At 37.8% G+C, this 22,355-nt stretch carries 22 protein-coding genes; 20 read left to right on the plus strand and 2 right to left on the minus strand.

The window, feature by feature from the left end; all coding sequences use genetic code 11:
* The first annotated feature begins 683 nt into the window (after positions 1 to 683).
* Positions 684 to 2,276: a CTP synthase gene (gene pyrG / locus FJQ98_RS03470; RefSeq protein WP_053596472.1), complete on the plus strand. Its 1,593-nt coding sequence runs from the start codon at positions 684 to 686 to the stop codon at positions 2,274 to 2,276.
* 234 nt (positions 2,277 to 2,510) lie between these two features.
* On the opposite strand, the gene FJQ98_RS03475 is transcribed toward pyrG, so the two are convergent.
* Positions 2,511 to 3,041 (minus strand): DUF2529 family protein, encoded by a 531-nt coding sequence (locus tag FJQ98_RS03475; protein WP_053596471.1) that lies wholly within the window; start codon positions 3,039 to 3,041, stop codon positions 2,511 to 2,513.
* Positions 3,042 to 3,196: 155 nt separating this feature from the next.
* Between FJQ98_RS03475 and FJQ98_RS03480 the strand changes: the two genes are divergently transcribed.
* From FJQ98_RS03480 to FJQ98_RS03560, 17 genes are all read left to right on the plus strand, one after another.
* On the plus strand, positions 3,197 to 3,556 hold the full coding sequence (locus FJQ98_RS03480; protein ID WP_053596470.1) for a response regulator: 360 nt from the start codon (positions 3,197 to 3,199) through the stop codon (positions 3,554 to 3,556).
* A gap of 962 nt (positions 3,557 to 4,518) precedes the next feature.
* Positions 4,519 to 5,373, plus strand: a complete 855-nt coding sequence (locus FJQ98_RS03485) for a class II fructose-bisphosphate aldolase (protein ID WP_053596468.1) — start codon at positions 4,519 to 4,521, stop codon at positions 5,371 to 5,373.
* A gap of 275 nt (positions 5,374 to 5,648) precedes the next feature.
* The gene (fsa, locus tag FJQ98_RS03490; protein WP_053596467.1) at positions 5,649 to 6,299 is read left to right on the plus strand and encodes a fructose-6-phosphate aldolase; all 651 of its coding nucleotides are present in this window, start codon (positions 5,649 to 5,651) and stop codon (positions 6,297 to 6,299) included.
* Between the two features lie 61 nt (positions 6,300 to 6,360).
* Positions 6,361 to 7,647 (plus strand): UDP-N-acetylglucosamine 1-carboxyvinyltransferase, encoded by a 1,287-nt coding sequence (locus tag FJQ98_RS03495; protein WP_053596466.1) that lies wholly within the window; start codon positions 6,361 to 6,363, stop codon positions 7,645 to 7,647.
* A gap of 95 nt (positions 7,648 to 7,742) precedes the next feature.
* Positions 7,743 to 8,699, plus strand: coding sequence for a class II fructose-bisphosphatase (gene glpX / locus FJQ98_RS03500; protein WP_053596465.1), 957 nt, complete (start codon positions 7,743 to 7,745; stop codon positions 8,697 to 8,699).
* 286 nt (positions 8,700 to 8,985) lie between these two features.
* Positions 8,986 to 10,269, plus strand: coding sequence for a transcription termination factor Rho (rho, locus tag FJQ98_RS03505; RefSeq protein ID WP_053596464.1), 1,284 nt, complete (start codon positions 8,986 to 8,988; stop codon positions 10,267 to 10,269).
* A gap of 434 nt (positions 10,270 to 10,703) precedes the next feature.
* A complete protein-coding gene (locus FJQ98_RS03510; RefSeq protein WP_201406621.1) occupies positions 10,704 to 12,089 on the plus strand; it encodes a TcaA NTF2-like domain-containing protein in 1,386 nt (461 codons plus the stop codon).
* 12 nt (positions 12,090 to 12,101) lie between these two features.
* A complete protein-coding gene (locus FJQ98_RS03515; protein WP_053596462.1) occupies positions 12,102 to 12,908 on the plus strand; it encodes a DUF6574 domain-containing protein in 807 nt (268 codons plus the stop codon).
* Between the two features lie 167 nt (positions 12,909 to 13,075).
* A complete protein-coding gene (rpmE, locus tag FJQ98_RS03520; protein WP_010857976.1) occupies positions 13,076 to 13,279 on the plus strand; it encodes a 50S ribosomal protein L31 in 204 nt (67 codons plus the stop codon).
* 124 nt (positions 13,280 to 13,403) lie between these two features.
* Complete coding sequence (locus FJQ98_RS03525) at positions 13,404 to 13,976, plus strand: thymidine kinase (RefSeq protein ID WP_053596461.1); 573 nt, start codon at positions 13,404 to 13,406, stop codon at positions 13,974 to 13,976.
* A 155-nt stretch (positions 13,977 to 14,131) separates the two neighbouring features.
* Positions 14,132 to 15,208 (plus strand): peptide chain release factor 1, encoded by a 1,077-nt coding sequence (gene prfA / locus FJQ98_RS03530; RefSeq protein WP_053596460.1) that lies wholly within the window; start codon positions 14,132 to 14,134, stop codon positions 15,206 to 15,208.
* Positions 15,195 to 16,055, plus strand: a complete 861-nt coding sequence (gene prmC / locus FJQ98_RS03535) for a peptide chain release factor N(5)-glutamine methyltransferase (RefSeq protein ID WP_053596459.1) — start codon at positions 15,195 to 15,197, stop codon at positions 16,053 to 16,055. Before prfA ends, prmC begins: the two co-directional genes overlap by 14 nt.
* 44 nt (positions 16,056 to 16,099) lie before the next feature.
* Positions 16,100 to 16,690 carry a stage II sporulation protein R gene (locus tag FJQ98_RS03540; RefSeq protein ID WP_053596458.1) on the plus strand — a complete coding sequence of 197 codons (591 nt, stop codon included), beginning with the start codon at positions 16,100 to 16,102 and terminating at the stop codon, positions 16,688 to 16,690.
* Between the two features lie 101 nt (positions 16,691 to 16,791).
* Entirely contained in the window at positions 16,792 to 17,826 is a 1,035-nt protein-coding gene (locus FJQ98_RS03545; protein WP_053596457.1) for an L-threonylcarbamoyladenylate synthase, read from the plus strand.
* 384 nt (positions 17,827 to 18,210) lie between these two features.
* Positions 18,211 to 18,708: a manganese efflux pump MntP gene (locus FJQ98_RS03550; protein WP_053596456.1), complete on the plus strand. Its 498-nt coding sequence runs from the start codon at positions 18,211 to 18,213 to the stop codon at positions 18,706 to 18,708.
* Positions 18,709 to 18,732: 24 nt separating this feature from the next.
* Positions 18,733 to 19,173 (plus strand): low molecular weight protein arginine phosphatase, encoded by a 441-nt coding sequence (locus FJQ98_RS03555; protein ID WP_053596455.1) that lies wholly within the window; start codon positions 18,733 to 18,735, stop codon positions 19,171 to 19,173.
* Between the two features lie 8 nt (positions 19,174 to 19,181).
* On the plus strand, positions 19,182 to 20,465 hold the full coding sequence (locus tag FJQ98_RS03560) for a methyl-accepting chemotaxis protein (RefSeq protein ID WP_053596454.1): 1,284 nt from the start codon (positions 19,182 to 19,184) through the stop codon (positions 20,463 to 20,465).
* Positions 20,466 to 20,670: 205 nt separating this feature from the next.
* On the opposite strand, the gene FJQ98_RS03565 is transcribed toward FJQ98_RS03560, so the two are convergent.
* The gene (locus tag FJQ98_RS03565) at positions 20,671 to 20,907 is read right to left on the minus strand and encodes a hypothetical protein (protein WP_158003084.1); all 237 of its coding nucleotides are present in this window, start codon (positions 20,905 to 20,907) and stop codon (positions 20,671 to 20,673) included.
* 339 nt (positions 20,908 to 21,246) lie between these two features.
* On the opposite strand from FJQ98_RS03565, the gene rpiB reads away from it, so the two are divergent.
* Positions 21,247 to 21,684 carry a ribose 5-phosphate isomerase B gene (rpiB, locus tag FJQ98_RS03570; RefSeq protein WP_053596453.1) on the plus strand — a complete coding sequence of 146 codons (438 nt, stop codon included), beginning with the start codon at positions 21,247 to 21,249 and terminating at the stop codon, positions 21,682 to 21,684.
* A gap of 115 nt (positions 21,685 to 21,799) precedes the next feature.
* A complete protein-coding gene (locus tag FJQ98_RS03575; RefSeq protein ID WP_053596452.1) occupies positions 21,800 to 22,342 on the plus strand; it encodes a TIGR01440 family protein in 543 nt (180 codons plus the stop codon).
* Positions 22,343 to 22,355: the final 13 nt, after the last annotated feature.

Consider the following 22,355-nt stretch of genomic DNA (forward strand, 5'->3'; position numbering starts at 1 on the left):
GGAAATCGGAAAGGAGTTCACAGAGGATGTTAGCCTAAAATCATCGCATCCATGCGATAACGGCTAACTGACCTGCATCGGTAAAAACGCCACGTCCTGTGGCATTACCGAAATGACCGACATCGTGTCGGCCCTCGTGCAGGCCTAAGCACAAAGCCGATTCCGGACGCAATTATGCCGAGGCATAATTGATGAAAATTACTCTTTGAATTTTTTTTCTTTTATCCTTGTAGTAAAAAATCTTGACTTCTATCGCGGTTACGTTTAATCTTTTACTTGGGCTCCTTAATTAAAGGAGAAAGACCGTGTATATAATACGCTCCCCCTGCAAACCTATGCAGGAGGAGCGTTTTTTTATTTTTTAACTTTATTCAGTCAAGTTCTCCCATGTTTATAACTACGGAATGAATAGTAATGCTCTTAATTATTTATGATGTATAGTAAGCGGTGATTGAGTATATGTTAAAACATTTTAAAAGGAAAGTAGAAAAGAGATAGAAACGATTACAGCTTCGAATCGACTACATGTGTGTAGGCATTCTCGGCTTTTCTTATTTTAGGGGTGAGAAATACTTATTTTCTTAGCCTGCCGAAACATTTGCATCAATGCTTAGAATCAGCATGTGTCGTGAATGTACTTTTCTTACTAGCAATTTTTAGAACAACATAAGGAGGATTTTTTCATGACAAAGTATATTTTTGTAACAGGTGGGGTTGTGTCTTCACTTGGAAAAGGGATTGTAGCAGCATCTCTAGGTCGTTTATTAAAAAATCGCGGATTAGAAGTAACGATTCAAAAATTTGATCCATATATCAATATTGATCCAGGTACAATGAGTCCTTATCAACATGGCGAGGTTTTCGTAACAGATGATGGCGCAGAAGCTGACTTAGACTTAGGTCACTACGAACGTTTCATTGATATTAACCTAGGAAAACATTCCACTGTAACATCAGGTCGTGTTTATCAGTCTGTATTACAAAAAGAACGCCGTGGTGATTACAACGGTGGAACAGTACAAGTAATTCCTCACATTACAAATGAAATCAAGGATCGTATTCAACGAGCTGGTCGTGAAACGAATGCAGACGTTGTTATTACAGAAGTAGGCGGAACGGTTGGAGATATTGAATCACTGCCATTCCTTGAAGCAATTCGCCAAATGAAAACAAATTTAGGTCATAACAATGTGATGTATGTTCATTGTACGCTTATTCCTTATATTAAAGCTGCGGGCGAGCTAAAAACAAAGCCAACTCAGCATTCTGTAAAAGAATTGCGCTCTTTAGGTATTCAACCAAATATTATCGTTGTGCGCACCGAGCAAGAAGTGCCTGAGGATATGAAAGAAAAATTAGCTTTATTCTGTGATGTTCAGCCACACGAAATTATTGAATCTCGCGATGCAGAACATTTATATGAAGTACCTCTAAACCTTCATGCACAAGATATTGATGATATCGTACTTGACCATTTTGGCATTGATGCACCAGAGGCGGATATGGAAGAATGGCGTGAGCTTGTAGCGAAAGTGAAGAGCTTACCAAATAAACGAAAAATAGCATTAGTAGGTAAGTATGTAGAGCTACAAGATGCTTACATTTCTGTTGTAGAGGCATTAAAGCATGCGGGCTATGCATTTAATTCTGATATTGAGATTGACTGGATTAATGCAGAACATGTAGATGCTGACAATGTTGCTACGCTATTAAAAGGGGCTGACGCAATTTTAGTTCCAGGTGGCTTCGGTGATCGTGGAGTTGAAGGTAAAATTTTAGCGACACAATATGCTCGTGAAAATAATGTACCATTCTTAGGTATTTGTCTAGGTATGCAACTTGCGACAGTGGAATTTGCTCGAAACGTACTTGGTTTACAAGGCGCACATTCTACAGAACTTGATGCAAATACAGAATATCCTATTATTGACTTCTTACCAGATCAAAACGATACTGTAGATATTGGTGGTACATTACGTTTAGGCTTATATCCATGTAAGTTAAAAGATGGTTCAAAGGCAAGCAAAGCCTATGCTCAAGAGCTTGTTTATGAACGCCACCGTCACCGCTATGAATTTAACAATGAATATCGTGAATCAATGGAAGCTGCAGGTCTTGTCTTCTCAGGTACAAGTCCTGACGGTAAATTAGTAGAAATTATCGAGTTACCAGAAAATGATTTCTTCGTAGCATGCCAATTCCACCCTGAGTTAGTATCACGTCCAAATCGTCCACAGCCATTGTTCCGTGATTTTATCGGAGCAACATTCAAATAATGAAAAAAGAGTTGTCTCAAGCGCTGAGACAACTCTTTTTATAGCTCTTCGGCAAAACGAGGGGTTGATTTTTTTGATAAAATGAGCTTGTTTTTCGATAAAAGCCCAAAAAGTTTCGATAAAATGAGATTTTGTTTCGATAAAAGCTCAAATAGTTTCGATAAAGAGCGATTTTGTTTCGATAAATCTTCAAAGTATTCCTATAAAACGAACAAAAGGAGCTTTATAGATTCTTTATAGCTCTTCATCATCAAGAGCAAGCATTTCATCATAAGCAATTTTTACTGCTTCATAAACAAAAAGGGCAGCAATAGAATGTGGCACAACTATGCGCTCTCCTAAATCATTCGGTAATAATCCACCGCGTATGCGTGTAGAAATATACGTATACGCCAAATCTGCCAGTGGGTTTTCAGAATCTGCTACTTCGCTAGCAACCGCTGCAAATGGAATAAAATGATTATTTAATTGATGCGCTAAGGCTAATGCCTCCTCATCATGTGCGCCACGGGTAAAAATACATACACGATCAGCTTCAGTAATAACGGTATCTTTTGTCCAAGGAACTAGCTTAGCAAAACGTTCCACAGCTTGACATGCATTTAATTCGACAACTTGCATTTCACCAAAGCATGCGAAATAAACGTTACCTTCACCAATGCCTGCTTGTGCAAGTAATCGTGCTGTTTCTTCAATAGCTTCCTCTTCATTTTGTGTTATTCTTTGTAATAATCCACTCAGTTGTGTTGTTAGAATTTTTGACATGGTCCCACCTCAATCAATATTATATGTTTGAAAAGAGCATAAAGCAAAATAGATAATTTATAATACTAGAAGGTATTAAGCTGTTGAAGGAGAATAATACATAATATAGGAAGTTTTGGTGCAAGAATAATAACTCAAAAAGGGCGGAATGAAATGTGAAACGATTACTAATTGTCGATGATCAACCAGGAATTCGTTTGCTTTTGAATGAAGTGTTGAAAAAGGAAGGTTATGTTACATATTTAGCTGCAAATGGTACTGAAGCACTACGATATGCAGAGGAGGAGGAAATGGATTGCGTCCTATTAGACATGAAAATCCCAGGAATGGATGGCATAGAAATTTTAAAGCGCTTAAAAGAAAAGTGGCCACAACTTCCGGTATTCATGATGACTGCATATGGTGAACTGGATGTTGTACAGGAAGCATTAGATTTAGGAGCAATCCGATATTTTACTAAGCCTTTTGATATTTTTGAAGTGCGTGATGAGGTTAATAATACGTTAAAAGTTTAGATGAACAGGCAGTGGTCAACACCGCCTGTTTTTTATGGTTATTATTCGATTTGAAGTAATGTTCTATCGTTTCATATTCATTTTGCTTCCGAAATATAAGGCTCATCATAACGTGAGGTTTGATTTCCGCTCCTACTCGGCGCTTTGCTGTCGCTACGCTTTCGCATTGAGGAGGCGTCCGATGAGCTGCAGTTTTGAGATTTATCGAGAACTTTTGATTGTTTATTGACCAACTTTCTCGATTTATCGACCAACTTTTTTAATTTATCGACCAACTTTCTCGATTTATCACCCAACTTTCGAAAAATATCGACATCTACCTTCATGCACCACTATCTGACCGCACTGATAATTTGCGCCTCTTATGACATAAGCATATTTTTTTACGCAAAATTTAACTTCAAAAAAGCACAAGAAATAAACGTTTCTAAATTGATTTTTCGCGCTTTTAAAGGTTTTGACCAGTTTTGTCCCAGCCACTAGAACTTCGTTGGGTTTCACTACACTACGGTTGGCACTGCCGCTCCGTTGCACTGCGCTTTCGTGTAGAAAATAACAGCCCCTGCTTTTCAGGGGCTAACCTTCGTTTCGTTGCACTACACTACGGTTGGGCACTGCCGCTCCGTTGCACTCCGCTTTCGTGCAGAAAAGAAGACGCTGCCGCTGCGTTGCACTCCGCTTTCGCGTAACCTTCGTTCCGTTAACACTACACTACGGTTGGCACTGCCGCTCCGTTACACTTCGCTTACGTGCAGAAAAGAAGACGCTGTCGCTGCGTTGCACTCCGCTTTCGCGTAACCTTCGTTCCGTTAACACTGCACTACGGTTGGCACTGTCGCTTCGTTACACTGCGCTTTCGTGCAGAAAATAACAGCCCCTGCTTTTCAGGGGCTGTTATTTTTGCTATGATTAAATAGCATATCTATGTAGAAAGAATAGTCCTATAGAGGAGGATTTTTAGTATGGCATTAGTATCTATGAAAGAGATGTTAATTAAAGCAAAAGCAGAAGGTTATGCGGTTGGGCAGTTCAACATCAACAACCTTGAGTGGACTCAAGCAATTTTACAAGCAGCAGAAGAAGAAAAATCTCCAGTTATTCTAGGCGTTTCTGAAGGCGCAGGTAAATATATGGGCGGATTCATCTCCGTTGTACACATGGTAAAAGGTTTAATGGAATCTTATGGAACTACAGTACCAGTAGCTATTCATCTTGACCATGGTTCAAGCTTTGAAAAATGTAAAGAGGCAATTGATGCAGGCTTCACTTCTGTTATGATTGATGCATCTCACCACCCATTCGAGGAAAATATTGCAATTACTTCAAAAGTAGTTGAATACGCTCATGCGAAAGGTATTTCTGTTGAAGCTGAGCTTGGCACAGTAGGTGGTGACGAGGATGGCGTAATCGGTGGTATTATGTACGCTGATCCAGAAGAATGCCGTAAAATGGTTGAGCTAACAGATATCGACTGCTTAGCACCAGCACTTGGCTCTGTACATGGTCCTTACAAAGGAGAACCAAACTTAGGCTTTAAAGAAATGGAAGAAATCTCAAACTTAGCAGACCTTCCATTAGTATTACATGGTGGAACTGGTATCCCTACAAAAGATATCCAACGTTCAATTTCATTAGGTACAGCAAAAATTAACGTTAATACTGAAAATCAAATTGCTGCTACAAAAGTAATCCGTGAAGTTCTTGATAATGATAAAGTTGTTTATGATCCTCGTAAATTCCTTGCTCCGGCACGTGAAGCGATTAAAGCAACAGTTATTGGGAAAATCCGCGAATTTGGCAGTGCACAAAAAGCATAAATTCTGCATCTAACATGCTACAAAAGCACAGATGAATACACATAATAAGAGAAGTGTTGATGCAGTTATCGACCTTCTCTTGTTTTTGAAATAAAAAATTTTTGGCAAATATTCAATTATAAGGCTCAGCACCAAGAGTTTGGGATAATATTTGTTAAACGTATGTATAAGTTGATTTCCGTTCCAACTGAATGGCCCTAGGAAAGCGCACAGTCGGAACGGAAATCAACCTCAATTATGGTGATGAACCAAAATAGTGATCAGGAGGAAATATTATGAAATTTTTCATTGATACAGCAAACTTTGAAGAGATTAAAGAAGCACATGCATGGGGTATTTTATCAGGAGTTACAACAAACCCATCATTAGTGGCTAAAGAAGAGAACGTTTCTTTCTATGATCGACTTCGTGAAATTTCAGAGCTTGTAGACGGCTCTGTGAGTGGGGAAGTAATTGCTCTAGATGCAGAAGGTATGATTAAAGAAGGCTTAGAATTAGCTGCTATTGCTCCGAATATTACAGTTAAATTACCAATGACTCCTGCTGGCTTAGAGGCGTGTCGCTTCTTTGCAGACAAAGGTATTAAAACGAACGTAACATTAATTTTTAGTGCAAACCAAGCATTAATGGCTGCTCGTGCGGGTGCTACATATGTATCACCATTTATCGGCCGTTTAGATGATATGGGGCAAAATGGTGTAGAGCTAATTGAAACAATTGCAGATATTTTCACAATTCATAATATCGACACGCAAATTATCGCTGCATCTATCCGTCATCCACAGCATGTAACGGCTGCAGCACTTGCTGGTGCACACATTGCAACTACTCCTTTTAAAGTATTAAAACAACTTTTCAACCATCCATTAACGGAAAAAGGAATTGAAGGATTTTTAGCGGATTGGAATAAGAGAAAAGGCGAATAATAAGATTATATAGTGAGCCAATCGCAAAAAATTACTTTCCAATCATGAGGGAGAACGCAAAATGGATGTTTATAAAATTACAGGCGAAAATCGTCTAAAGGGTACAATTAAAGTTAGTGGTGCAAAAAATAGTGCAGTCGCCTTAATTCCAGCATCAATTTTGGCGAACTCTCCAGTGACAATTGGAGGGATTCCTGAAATTTCTGATGCATGGACATTACAAGCTTTATTAGAGGAAATCGGTGGGGAAGTTTCTTTTGAGGATGGCAAGATGACAATTGACCCAACGAACATGATTGCTTTGCCACTACCAAACGGCAACGTGAAAAAGCTTCGTGCCTCCTATTACTTAATGGGCGCTATGCTTGGTCGCTTTAAAAAAGCTGTGATTGGTTTACCTGGAGGCTGCTTCTTAGGGCCACGTCCTATTGACCAACATATAAAAGGCTTTGAGGCATTAGGTGCGAAAATCACTAATGAGCATGGAGCGATTTATTTACGTGCTGATGAATTAATTGGCGCAAAAATATATTTAGACGTTGCCAGTGTTGGAGCTACAATTAATATTATGTTAGCTGCTGTCCTTGCAAAGGGACGTACGGTTATTGAAAATGCAGCGAAAGAACCAGAAATTATTGATGTGGCAACTCTTCTAACTAACATGGGTGCTAATATTAAAGGTGCAGGTACGAGTGTTATTCGTATTGAAGGTGTTGAAGAGCTTCATGGTACGGAGCATACGATTATTCCAGATCGTATTGAAGCTGCCACGTTTATGATTATGGCTGCCGCTTTAGGTGAAGGCGTTACAATTGATAATGTTATTCCATTACATTTAGAGGCGATTATTGCAAAGCTTCGTGAAATGGGTGTGAAGATTGACATCGGTGAAGAAAGTATTTTTGTGCCAAAAACGGACCTATCCACATTGCATGCAGTTGATGTTAAAACATTAGTGTATCCGGGGTTCCCAACGGATATACAGCAGCCACTTGCTGTATTAATGTCTCAGGCATTTGGTTCCTCAAGGGTAACAGATACAATCTATACAGCTCGGTTTAAGCATATTGATGAACTTCGTCGTATGAATTCCAATGCACGTGTTGAAGGAAATACAGCTATTATTACAGGCCCTAGTAAATTACAGGGTTCAACTGTAACAGCTACTGACCTTCGTGCTGGTGCCGCATTAGTATTAGCAGGCCTTTTAGCTGAAGGTGAAACAGAAATTCATGATATTTATCATATTGAGCGCGGCTATAGCTCACTTATTGAGAAATTACGTGATTTAGGCGCTGATATTCGACGTGAAACAATAATAGCACGCGTAGCAGAGGCAAAGGAATAATGAGAGCTAAAAGTTTTGAACTAACTATGTTACAATAGAGGTAATTTGAATGTTTCGGTGAAGAAGTATGCCGATAACGGGAGGCAAAAAGAACAATGGAACGTAGTTTATCGATGGAAGTAGTACGAGTAACAGAGGCAGCAGCAATCGCATCCGGGAAATGGATGGGTCGCGGTTTGAAAATTGAGGCAGATGATGCAGCAACGACAGCGATGCGCGTAATGTTCGATACAATTCCAATGCATGCTACAGTAGTAATTGGTGAAGGCGAAATGGATGAAGCGCCAATGCTTTATATTGGTGAAGAGCTTGGCTTACGTAATGGAGGTCCTAAAGTAGATATTGCAGTTGACCCTCTAGAAGGTACAAATATTGTGGCGAAGGGTACGAATGGTGCGATGACAGTTCTTGCCATTGCAGATAAGGGGAATCTGTTAAATGCGCCCGATATGTACATGGAGAAAATTGCAGTAGGACCGGAAGCGGCTGGTAAGGTCGATATTAATGCTTCTGTTACGTATAATTTATTACAGGTAGCGAAGGCTAAAAATAAAGATATTTCAGACGTGGTAGCTACTCTTTTAGATCGACCACGTCACCAAGCAATTGTTGATGAAATTCGAGAAGCTGGCGCACGTATTAAATTTATTCAAGATGGCGACGTTGGAGCAGCTATCAATACTGCTTTTGATGAAACCGGCATTGATATTATGTTTGGTACAGGTGGTGCTCCAGAAGGTGTTATTTCGGCAGTTGCATTAAAATGTCTAGGTGGAGACTTCCAAGCGAAACTAGTGCCAGAAGATGAGGAACAGCTAGAGCGCTGCAAAAAAATGGGCGTAGATGTAGAAAAAGTTCTTTATTTAGATGATCTAGTTAAAGGTGACGATGCTATTTTTGCAGCGACAGCTGTAACAGATTGCGAGCTATTAAAAGGTGTTCAGTATAAAGGAGCCTATGCATTAACACATTCAGTTGTAATGCGAGCGAAATCTGGAACTGTGCGTTTTGTAGAAGGTCGCCACGCTCTTGATAAAAAACCTAGCTATTAATTAAATTTTCTTCTAAACTATACCTAGTGCATCTTTTTGCGCTAGGTACCTTCTTCTAAATTTAAACCATCCCATAGTTTTATATGGCTATGTTATACTTCAATGTTTTTGTATGGTTGACTGAAGTACCTATAGCTCTGCTTCACACTGCTAATTTCTGACTTAAAAAAGAAAACGCTAACAGGTACGGAAAGAACAACTTAAAACAGAGCCAATCGTAAAAAAAACTTCTATGATAACCCCAATTTAATTGCATTATATTTTGAAAAAGACTGGAGTTGTGCATATGTCTGCATTGACAATCGCTCAATTAGAAAACATGACGTTAAAAGAGCTTTACGCCCTTGCACGCCAATATAAAATTTCATATTATAGCAAGCTAACGAAAAAAGAATTAATATTTGCTATTTTGAAAACACGTTCAGAGCAAGAGGGCTATTTCTTTATGGAAGGCGTACTAGAAATTGTTTCGCAAGAGGGCTTTGGCTTCCTTCGACCAATTAACTATTCACCAAGTAAAGAGGATATTTATATTTCTGCTTCTCAGATTCGTCGCTTTGACCTACGAAATGGGGACAAGGTGTCTGGTAAAGTACGTCCACCTAAAGAAAACGAACGCTATTATGGACTACTACAAGTGGATGCTGTTAACGGCGAAGACCCAGAAGTGGCAAAGGAACGTGTGCATTTTCCTGCATTAACGCCTTTATACCCTGATCGACAAATTAAGCTTGAAACATCACAACGCAATTTATCGACTCGTATTATGGATTTAGTGGCACCTGTGGGCTTTGGTCAGCGTGGATTGATCGTTGCACCACCAAAGGCAGGGAAAACATCGTTATTAAAAGAAATAGCGAATGCCATTACAACAAATTATCCTGATGCAGAGTTAATTGTCTTACTTATTGATGAACGCCCTGAGGAAGTAACTGATATTGAACGATCTGTGAATGCAGATGTAGTGAGCTCAACTTTCGATGAGGTCCCAGAAAATCATGTGAAAGTGGCAGAGATTGTGTTAGAACGTGCACGTCGCTTAGTTGAGCATAAGCGTGACGTTATTATTTTAATGGACTCTATTACACGTTTAGCACGCGCTTATAACTTAGTTATTCCACCAAGCGGTCGTACGCTTTCAGGTGGTATTGATCCAGCTGCTTTCCATAGACCAAAACGATTCTTCGGTTCTGCACGGAATATTGAAGAAGGTGGTAGCTTAACAATTTTAGCGACAGCTTTAGTGGATACAGGGTCTCGTATGGATGAGGTCATTTATGAGGAATTTAAAGGGACAGGTAATTTAGAGCTGCATCTTGATCGTCAATTAGCAGAGCGTCGTATTTTCCCTGCGCTTGATATCCGTCGTTCAGGTACACGTAAGGAAGAGCTTCTGCTTGAGCCTGAGCAACTTGAAAAGCTGTGGGCGATTCGTAAAACATTCTCGGACGCACCGGATTTCGCGGAGCGCTTCCTGAAAAAAATACGTACGACAAAATCAAATGAAGAATTCTTTGAAAAGTTAAATGAAGATATGAAAAAAGCTACTAAAGGTAAGGGCCTACTATAAACATGAATCACCATTGACTAGTAATAGTTGATGGTGATTTTTTTCATTAAAAAGAGATTGTTCCGATAAAACGAGATAATGTTCCGATAAATGCTGAGATTGTTCCGATAAAACGAGATAATGTTCCGATAAATGCTGAGATTGTTCCGATAAAATGAGGTAATATTCCGATAAAAATGAAATTAGGTGGAGAATAAGCTTGGAAGCGGCTCGTCGTGGAAATCAGAGCCTTCTAATTAATGGAAATGGATAAAAATAGTTAATCGACACATCTGTTTTCTAATACTATTTTCCTGTTGGCGTATATATAAAATTACATGACTTAAATGTATAAAAAATGAAAAAACATGAATAAATCGTAGTAAAACAATCTATTAATTTACAATTTTTTATTGTATAATTTTGTTATAATATATAGGGAATGGTGATTATTAATGGAATTTTGCACAACTTGTGGGGAGCAAAATAGTGAAGAAGCATTGTTTTGTACAAACTGTGGTAAAAGCCTTCAGAATGCTCAACAAAAAACATCTGAGAAAAATGAACCAAAATTAAGTACTCAAGAAATAGCTCCCCTGCAAAAAATGACTAACAAACAGAAATGGATATATTCTATCTCAGGTAGCGTGTTGTTAGTGCTTATTATTGTACATTTTGTTCTAAGCAGTATATACGATCCTACAAAGCAAATTAGTGCAATGAATGAAGCATACAACAATCAAGATAAAGAAGTTTTCTTTCAAGAGTTTTATGTAAAAGAAGGTACTGAAGCTAATGCCAAAAACTTTTACGCAATTGTTAAAGATTATGGTTGGACAAACTTACGAGATCAACTTACAAATGAGGTTGAACGAATAAAGAAAAATGAAAACCCTGACATTATATACAATAATGGTGAGTTTATTTCTGCTAATAGTAAACCTATTTTATTTGGACTATATAACAAAGTTGAATTCACAGTTATTCCAACAGAGGTATATATTCATGCTCCTTTTAAAAATATGACGATAAAATTTGGTGATAAGGAAGTTGTTAGTAAAAGTGAAGGGGAAAAATTAAACCTCGGTAAATATATTCCAGGTGAGTATGCTTGGTCTTATAGCTATGAAGAAGGTTATATGCCTTTAGCAAACAAAGGTAATGTAATACTTAAAGCACAATCTGAAAATATTGCTGAAATTGATATGGATTGGAATTTCCAGACAGTATCTGTGGATTCGGATTTAGAGGATGCCATAGTATATGTAAATGGTAAATCAACTGAAAAAAAAGTAAGTGAATTAAGCGAGCTTTATCCAGCGCAACTAAATAGCAAAATTGAAATTTATGCGCAAAGTCAAGATAAAAATGGTAACGCAGTGAAGTCAGAGGTATTACCATTAGAGAATGATTCAATCTATTTAGCCTTTGAGCATATTCGTACGGAGCAAAAAATGGCCGAACATGAAGATTTAATTAAAAATATTTATAAAAATTACCGTTCAGACTACGCATCAGCTATTCGATATACAAATTTTGATTACATTGAGGAATATTTTAAAGAAGGAAGCAAAATAAAAAAAGATTATGCAAAATTTGTAACAGATCATGATAACATTCCTGGCTACAACTATGATTTTTTATTAAATGATATTACTGCATTTAAAACGTTATCAGATAAGCAATTTGAGTTACAGTCATTCGAAACGTTTAATTATTCTTCAGATAAAGAAGGCTCTACTAATTATGAACGTAAAAAGAAGTATGTCTTTTCGTATGAAAATGGAGAATACTTTATTGATGAAATTGTTGATTTAGATACGAAAAAGACAAAATTTTAACGAGGTGTATTTATGAAAAACTGTTTAACATGTGGCCATACACAGGATGATGGGAAATTCTGTGGAAAATGTGGAACTCCATTTGAAAATGCTGCACTTGAGCAAGCTGCAACAATAAATAGCATGAGTGATGAACAACCACAGTCACAATATGCACAGACTGATCAGGGGACTACGCAAAGTAGTGAGCAAATGGAATTAATTAAAAAGCAATCTAAGTTATACTTTAATTATTTTCTAGAACAAATTAAAATGCCGTCTACCAATTTTAATGTAGAAGCAGCTTGGAAAAATAGTGTTACCAGTATAATTCTCTATGTTTTATTAACAGCGTTATCAGTATTTGTGTTAATAAAAAAATTCCTTTCTGGAGGATTTGGATTCTTTGAAAGCTATGGACCATCCTTCATTCAAGTATTTTTCTATATGTCTTTATTTATTTCTTTACTAATAGCAATAAATGTATTAGCTATATTTTTAACCTCAAAACTATTTTCTGAAAATCTTAGTTTTACAAATGTTATTAGTAAAATAGGAAATTATTACACACTACCCGTTGCCATTACAGTTTTAAGTATTTTATTAGGCTTATTGGGATCATACAAGTATTCAATCATGATGTTATACATTGGATTTGTGTTAGTTCTTGGTTGTATCCCTATTTTTGTAATGATTAAGTTGTTAAGTAATAAATCTAAAAGCATTGATAGTTTTTACGGTTTTATTTTCTATTTAGTAGTAACAGGTATTTTATCTGCAATTATCTTCTCATTTATTATAGATTCAACTATAGGAAACTTTTTAGATTTCCTCTTATAAATACCTAATCGTTAATACATTCAAAACTATTGTCAAATGTATATTTTATATGGTATTATTGCTAAGTATGCAACGTGTACATATGTAGCCGACATATTCGGGCTATGTAAGGTACAGTTCGATTATACTCTGTTCCAGATGGTTCAGGGCGAGAGGAGAAAACGAATATGAAACAAGGAATTCATCCAGATTACAAAGAAGCAACAGTAACTTGCTCTTGTGGTAATACTTTCAAAACTGGTTCAGTAAAAGAAAACATCGTTGTCGAGTTCTGCAACGACTGTCACCCATTCTATACTGGCCGTCAAAAATTCGCGTCTGCTGATGGTCGCGTGGATCGTTTCAACAAAAAATACGGTCTTAAAAACTAATGTTAGTTTAATACCTGCCAAGCATGTGCTTGGCAGGTATTTTTTTCAGTATAACCAATATAAATGAACGTTGATGCGAGTCTTTTCGGTATCCAGATCGACATGAAGAAAGGGAGAAGACAAAATGGCACAGCTATATTTTAAACACGGTGCGATGAATAGTGGTAAATCCATAGAAATTTTAAAAGTTGCGCATAACTATGAAGAACAACAAAAACCTGTAATGATGTTTACACCAGGCATAGATACGCGAGATGAAGTAGGCTTTATCTCAAGTCGAGTAGGCTTACGTCAACAAGCCATTCCTGTTAATGATGATACAAATATTTTTGAGCTAGTAAAAAACAATGCTGTAAAACCATACTGTGTACTCGTTGATGAAGTACAATTTCTAAAAAAAGAACATGTTTTGCAGTTAGCATATATCGTAGATGAGTTAGATATTCCAGTTATGGGCTTCGGTCTAAAAAACGATTTCCAAAATGAGTTATTTGAAGGCAGTCAGTACATGCTTACATATGCAGATAAAATTGAGGAAATGAAAACAATTTGCTGGTTCTGTCATAAAAAGGCGACAATGAATTTGCGTGTTGATGAAAGTGGAAATCCTGTTTATACAGGTGATCAAATTCAAATTGGAGGGAATGATTCCTATTATCCAGTTTGTCGAAAGTGTCATGCGCATCCGCCGCTATAACGCAAAACGGCTCAGAAAAAGTAGCATACATGCGAAAATTTCCTTATACTAAGTAGTGGAAATAAAGAATGTTCATAAAAGTCATTACGCCTTAGCGTAATTCTCAGTAATACAAAAGAGCAAATGTCTTAAAAAATTAAATAGAGGTGAAATCCATGTTCGATCGATTACAAGCAGTGGAGGATCGTTACGAAAGGCTAACAGAGCTTTTAAGTGATCCTGATATTGTGAATGACAGTAAAAAATTACGTGAATATTCCAAGGAACAATCAGATATCCAGGAAACTGTAGATGCTTATCGTGAATATAAAAGTGTAAAAGAGCAATTAGCTGATACACGTGAGATGCTAGATAATGAAAAAGATTCTGAGATGCATGAGATGGTGAAAGAAGAATTCAACCTTCTAAAAGAACAGCAAGAAGAGTTAGAAGAACGTTTACGTATTTTATTAATTCCAAAAGATCCTAATGATAATAAAAACGTTATTATGGAGATTCGTGGTGCGGCTGGTGGAGACGAGGCGAATATTTTTGCGGGAGATTTATTCCGTATGTACTCTCGTTATGCTGAGACACAAGGCTGGAAAATTGACGTGATGGAAGCGACGCCAAATCCAATGGGCGGCTATAAAGAAGTTATTTTTATGATTAACGGTCAAGGCGCATATTCAAAGTTCAAATTTGAAAATGGCGCACACCGTGTACAACGTGTACCTGCAACAGAATCTCAAGGGCGTATTCATACATCGACAGCGACAGTAGCTTGCTTACCTGAAGTTGAAGAAGTAGATGTTGACATCCATGAGAAAGATATCCGAGTGGATACATTTGCATCATCTGGTGCCGGTGGTCAATCCGTAAATACAACGATGTCAGCTGTGCGTATGACTCACTTACCGACAGGTGTTGTTGTATCGATGCAGGATGAACGATCACAAATTAAAAACCGTGAAAAGGCAATGAAAATTCTGCGTGCTCGTGTTGCTGATAAGTATATGCAAGAAGCACAAAAGGAAATCGACGCCACACGTAAATCAGCTGTAGGTTCAGGCGATCGCTCTGAGCGTATTCGCACATACAATTATCCACAAAACCGTGTAACAGACCACCGTATTGGTTTAACGATTCAAAAATTAGACCAAATCGTCGAAGGTAGATTAGACGAAATCATTGATACGCTCATTTTAGAAGAGCAAGCATCAAAGTTAGAGCGATTAAATGATGACCTATAATAATGTAATGGGGGCCCTTCAATGGGCTTCTTCTTTTTTAGTGGATAATGGTCATGAGGAAACAGCAGCACGTATTGTCATGCAGCATATACTTGGCACTAGTTATTCAGAAGTAATGTTACATCTGCAGGACGTATTAACAGCTGAACAAAAAGAGGAATTTAAAGAACTTATCGAAGAGCATGTGAGTGGACGACCTGTACAGTATTGTGTTGGCAGTGAAGAATTTTATGGTCGTTCATTTATTGTCGATGAGTCAGTGCTTATCCCCAGACCTGAGACGGAGGAATTAGTGCTTGGAACAATCAATCGCATGAATAAAATGTTTAATGATCAAGCATTGAAGCTTGCGGATATCGGAACTGGTAGTGGTGCAATTGCTATTTCTATGAAGCTAGAATGTCCAGAGCTAACAGTCATAGCTACTGATTTATCCGAAGCTGCTTTAGCTACAGCACAAAAAAATGCACAAAAGTTAGCGGCGGATATTGATTTTCGTCTAGGGGATTTAACGAAGCCTTTGTCAGGTGAGAAATTTGATATCGTTTTATCGAATCCACCTTATATCGCTTTTGATGAAGCGAAAGAGATGTCAAATACCGTGCTAGAGCATGAACCACATAATGCTCTTTTTGCAGAAGAAGACGGACTTATTTTATATAGAAAATTGGCTGAACAGCTACCAGCCCTTATGAATAAGCCAGCCCTTATTGGTCTTGAAATCGGTTATACACAAGGAGAGCAGGTGGCTCAATTCTTTAAAAATAGTTTTCCACAGGCTACCATTTCAATAGAAAAAGATATTAATGGTAAGCCCCGAATGATTTTTTGTGAAATTCATGTATAAAGTATCTTCTTCTTGCCCACAATGTTGAGCAAGGAGGGGTTTTTATGTTAAATGAATACAAGTTTATTAGATTACCAAAACAAAATGTCTTTCTAGCTTTTGCAAGATTAGTATTAATTGCGATCGCTTTACAATTATGTATTTTATATATTCCATCATTAGTAGGTTTTGCGAAAGAAGCTACGAATTATGAGCAAGAAAATGATTTTCGTATACGCGTTATTGCCAATAGCAATACGACACAGGATCAGCTTGAAAAGGAGCAGCTTGTCAAAGATTTAAAGCCGTATTTTAAGCAAGTAGTAGCTAGTGCTGGAGCAGGAATTATGGATAATGAGCAAATTACTTCATTAAAACAAGAAATTGAAGCAGAAATAAAAGAAAATTATCCACAGCTTGATACACAAATTATACTTGGGGATAACTTATTTCCACCAAAGACACAGAACGCTGTGCTTTATCCACAAAATATGTATCAATCTATTGTCGTGAAAATCGGTGATGCACGTGGTGATAACTGGTGGTGTAGCATATTCCCATCAATTTGTGAACCCGATAAAGAAGAACAAAAAGAAGAAGAGAAGGAACAGGTTACATTCTTTTTATGGGAATGGATTAAAGGTTTTTTTGCATGAATTGTGCACAAATTCAGATAACTTATACACAATTTTTAATAAGTTATAAACATTATGTGGATAATTCAGTGAAAACGAATAATCGAAGGAAGGTATTTATCATGGAAACCGTTTGCAAGAATGTGGATAGTAATGTGAATAGTCAGACAAATTATACACAGGCTGTGGATATCTTAAATGCAGGTGAGGTTGTGGCATTTCCAACAGAAACGGTTTATGGCTTAGGAGCTGTAGCAACAAATGACACAGCAGTCAAAAAGATTTTTGAAGCAAAAGGTCGTCCTTCAGACAATCCGCTAATTGTCCACATTGGCACGAAAGAAGAAGTTGAACTCTATATAGAGCATATTTCAGAAGTAGCCAAAAAATGCATAGATTTATTTTGGCCAGGTCCACTTACGCTTGTTATGCCTGTAAAACCAAATGTGCTAGCAAACAGTGTGACAGCTGGACTAGCTACTGTAGGCATTCGTATGCCAGATCATCCAGTTGCACTCGCATTACTTCGACAATTAAAAAAGCCACTTGCTGCGCCGAGTGCGAATCGTAGTGGGAAGCCAAGTCCTACAGAGGCAATACATGTTCAGGATGATTTGGGAGGGTACATACCTTATATTTTAGATGGAGGTTCTACTGGAATTGGGCTAGAATCCACAGTGTTAGATGTTACACACGAACCTCCAGTTATTTTACGTCCAGGTGGCATCACAAGGGAAATGTTAGAGGCTAAAATTGGTCCAGTTATTCAGCCGACAAAAATAGAGCAAAAATTAGAGGCTACCCCAAAAGCCCCTGGTATGAAATATACGCACTATGCTCCAAACGCTCCTGTGCTATTAATTGAATGTGATTTAGAGAAAGTTCATGAGGCTGTACATCAATTACAAAAACAAGGGCATAAAGTAGCACTACTTGCTCCGGCTAGCTTTGAAGACATCGAGGCAGATTTTTATTTCTCAATTGGAGAAGTTGGAAGTAAAGAAGAAATGGGTGCGACATTGTACCATGCATTAAGGGCCTGCGATAAAACAGCAGCTACAATTATCCTAGCGACTACTACATCAACTGAAGGAGTAGGAGCTGCGATTATGAATCGACTTGAAAAAGCTGCTGGTGGAAAATGGTATACTCCCTAAATAAAATATTAAATGAAAATAGTATGCTAGAAGTTACTTCTGGCATGCTATTTTTTTAATCAGTGGGGATTTTCATCATTCCCACTGATTAATCATGCCTTCTCCCACCTAACTTCTTTGCTGTTGCTGAATTTTGAGGTGGGAGTGACGCTTCGCTTTCGGTACAGATAAATTGCTGCCCGTTAATAAACGGGATAAAAATCTGCTTAGATTCATGTATTCGCGCTATGGTTTGGAAAGCGTAGCGAATTTTTACCATAACATAAGGTAATTGTTATGGTGGGGGGGACTTTTAACATCTTTTTTGTAAGGAAATTGTATTATGATAATACTGTATTTTCGAGCATAAAATGATAAAATATTAGGGAGCGAAGGAGTGCTTTCTTGCAGGGGATTCTTGCAGGTATTATAACGTCTGTTGATGTGATTGGTTTATATGTATTAATACCTAATGTTAGATATCGATTATTTTTGTCGGTGTGGACGGCTGCTTTGCATATGCTTTTCCCGTTACTAGGTTTCGAATTAGGAAACTATTTAGTTCGTTTCTTGTTAGAATGGGGACAATGGATTTCAAGTATTTTATTATTTTGTATCGGCTTGCATTTACTGTTATTCTCGCAAAAAGATGAGAAGGTAACAATTTCACCCATACTTTTAGCTGTGACCGCAAGCCTAGATACCTTTTCAGTAAGTGTTTCTTTTGGTATGCTAAACTTAGAGAAAACAGTATTTATTATTAGTGCAGGTGTGAGTGCTCTTATTTGCTCTTATGGGTCATTAGTCATTGCACGTAGAAGTCAAGTCTTACTGGGTAATAAATTCCAAATAATTACAGGGGCTTTTTTAATCATTATGAGTTTTCTAGCTATTTGGCAATAGAGAAAACAGAGGAGGGTGATAAGTGTGAAAATACTATTTGTTTGTACCGGGAATACTTGTCGCAGTCCGATGGCAGAGGTTATTTTAAAACATAAACAAATTGACAATATTGAGGTCCGTTCAGCGGGTATTTATGCCATGCCTAATGCTGAAATGTCTGCACATGCACAACAAGTATTAAATGAAGCAAATATGACACATCAGCATTCAGCAACACAATTATCAATGACTGAAATAGAGTGGGCTGATTTAATTTTAACTATGACAACAGCCCATAAAGATACCATCATCGCCAATTGTCCAAATGCAGAACAAAAAGTTTTTACTTTTAAAGAATATACAAGCGAAGGTAGCGTAGGAAATGTTGTAGATCCTTACGGTGGTAGTAAAGAAATTTATGAAGTAACTTTTGCAGAATTGAAGGAACTGGTAGAAAGCTTAGTAAAAAAACTTGAAGAGAATTGAGGGGCGCTATGAAAAAACAGTTTGGCTTACGACTTAAACTAGTATTATTTGTCAGTATTCTTGCACTAATTACGTACAGTATTAGTTTTATATTCATCGAATATTTACAACCTACCTTCTTCCCAGAGACCAATCGTAAACTGTTTGAAATTTTTACTTATGTGTCAGGGATTGCGTGGTCAGGCATTTTGGCTGGGATTTTCAGTGTAATCTTAATTAAACCTTTACAGCAGCTTGAAAATTCAGCTTCCCGTGTAGCAGAAGGTAAAATTGGACAGGATGTAGAAATGCCGAAAACAAGTGATGAGATTCGTTCTGTTGCAGAGGCATTCCAACAAATGGTGTTAAATTTACGACAAATGGTGGAAAGTATAGATCATAACTTCCAACAAACAAATCAAACGATAATTCATCTATCTGATGAAGCAGCTGTTGCAACAAAAAAAGCGGAAGGTATTGCCTCTACAGTAAAGCATATTTCTACAGGCGCAGAGGCATCTGCTACGGCAGTACAAGATACAGCTGAAGCAATTGAAGATGTACGAGCTCTTGCTACAGAAGTAAATAGTAGAGCCGAGGCATCAGCAACGCAATCCAAAGAGATTCTACATAATTTAACGACAACAACAAAAGCTATCGAAACGTTAGTGAATAGTATTCAACAAATTGCGACAGGTAATAATGAAGCATTAGAAAGCATTCGTGTATTAGAGGATAATGCTGGACAAGTAGAGCGCATCATTAGCTTAGTTGGCGATATTGCAGCCCAAACAAATTTACTAGCTTTAAATGCTTCGATTGAGGCAGCACGTGCTGGAGAACATGGAAAAGGCTTTGCTGTTGTAGCTGAAGAAGTTCGTGGTTTGGCTGATGAAAGTGCGAAAGCGGTACAAGGCATTACATCTCTTATTCAATCGATGCAACAAAACGTTGAAATTGTTGTAAAACAAATGAATCAGCAAGTAGCATTTGCGACAAAAGAAGCTGCACGTGTATCAGAAACTACGACAGCTGTAGAAGGTATGTCGTCAAGTGTGCATGAAATGGCAACATCAATTGTGGAAATTTCTTCACTGATCGAACAACAAATGCATAATATTGAAACAACTGCTCGTCAATCTCAAGAAGTTGCAGCCATTGCTCAAGAGACATCAGCGGGTGCACAAGAGGTTCGTAGTGCAGCAGAAGAACAAGCATATGCAATTGAGCAAGTTGAGCAACTAACAGAAGGCTTAAAGAAACAATCAGACGAGCTGCATAAAATGATTCAACAATTTGATAGACAAGCATAGATGTAATTTTAGACTGTAGACAAACTCGGGTGGTTAATCGAGTTTGCTACAGTTTTTTTATTTGTCTTATTAAGGCTTCGCGTAGTGCCTGTAGAGATGGAAGTGTCGATAGAAAGAAGTGGCAAAGCGGCGGATAGAACTGTCAAAGCGACGGATAGAATCAAGGAAGTGAAGGATAGAAGAGCTGAAGTGGCGGATAGAACTGTCAAAGCGGCGGATAGAAAACGAAGCGCCGGATAAAAGAGTTAAAGCGATGGATAGAATCAAGGAAACGACGGATAGAAGAGCCAAAGCGAAGGATAGAAAACGAAGCGCCGGATAAAAGAGCCAAAGTGAAGGAAAGAATCAAGGAAGTGACGGATAAAACAGCCAAAGAGAAGGATAGAATCACCGAAACGCTGAATAGAATCACCAAAACCCCGGAAAGAACCATCAAAACCAAGGAGGCCCACCTTGTGCCATACCTAACATTTTGATATAGAACCGTTCTACTGGTAATACCTAGAAAAAATATTGATATAGTATGTCCACTGTAGTTGAAAAACTAAAAAAACTTCAGAAGATGGAATAATACAACAAAAGACCGTTATCCGAATTTATCAACATGATATTCATAGTATCCACAGGTAAACAGGTTTAAAAGTGAATGATTTTGTATGACATTACAAGAAATGTTCGTCTTTTAGGGAAAATCAGCAAAAAAACGCAAGAAAAATCATGTTATTCTTGAGATAGAAGTGGTACACTAGTGTTGACTATAATTTCGAAATGAGGGAACCCAGTGAGAATAGCAATTTCTTCTGATCACGGAGGCAATAACTTACGTCGTGAGATTATGCAGCTGTTAGATGAGCTAAATATTAGCTACGAAGATTTTGGTCCACAATCTGCGGATTCAGTAGACTATCCTGATTATGCAAAACCAGTTTCTGAAGGTGTTGCTAGCGGGGAATTTGATAAAGGTATTTTAATTTGTGGCACAGGTATTGGTATGTCCATTGCTGCAAATAAAGTTAAAGGGATTCGTTGTGCTTTAGTGCATGATGTATTCAGCGCAAAGGCAACGCGTTGCCACAATGATTCAAATGTTTTAGCGATGGGTGAGCGTGTTATTGGGCCAGGCCTTGCATGTGAAATCGTTAAAGTATGGCTTGAAACGGATTTTGAAGGTGGTCGTCATACACGTCGCATTGAAAAAATCGCTGAACTAGAGCAATAAGTAAAGTAATTATGTTTGTTAGCACATGACAAAAGCATGACGGTTTCATCCAGAAAATCTGAGTGCTTTTTAGTGTGTGACATAAATAGATATAAAATTAAAGGGGCTGAGCATAGTGGCTGTACAACAAATACGAGCACATTTGACTCAGTTACTCAGTGAATTTGAAGAGCAGGTAACTTTACGACCAAATACAATTTTTGTCGTAGGCTGCTCGACATCTGAAGTGATTGGTCAGAAAATTGGCACAGCAGGCGCGCTTGAAACCGCAGAGGCGATTTTTGAGCCGTTGCAGGCATTTGCAAAGAAACATCAGTTGCATTTAGCGTTCCAAGGCTGTGAGCATATTAATCGTGCTATAACAATGGAAGCAACAACGGCAGAACAATTTAGCTATGAACCAGTATCAGTTGTACCAGTTCGTACAGCGGGTGGCTCGATGTCTGCTTATGCGTTTACCCACTTTACAAATCCAGTTGTTGTGGAAGCTGTACAGGCAAATGCAGGTATTGATATTGGTCAAACACTCATTGGTATGCATTTAAAGGCAGTTGCTGTTCCAGTTCGTACTTCTGTGCGAATGGTAGGAGAAGCAGTTGTAACAATTGCAACAACACGTCCAAAGCTGATTGGCGGAGAACGTGCAGTATACAAATAAAATTACCTCTGAA

The organism is Lysinibacillus agricola (assembly GCF_016638705.1).
In the GTDB taxonomy this organism is placed as follows: Bacteria; Bacillota; Bacilli; order Bacillales_A; family Planococcaceae; genus Lysinibacillus; species Lysinibacillus agricola.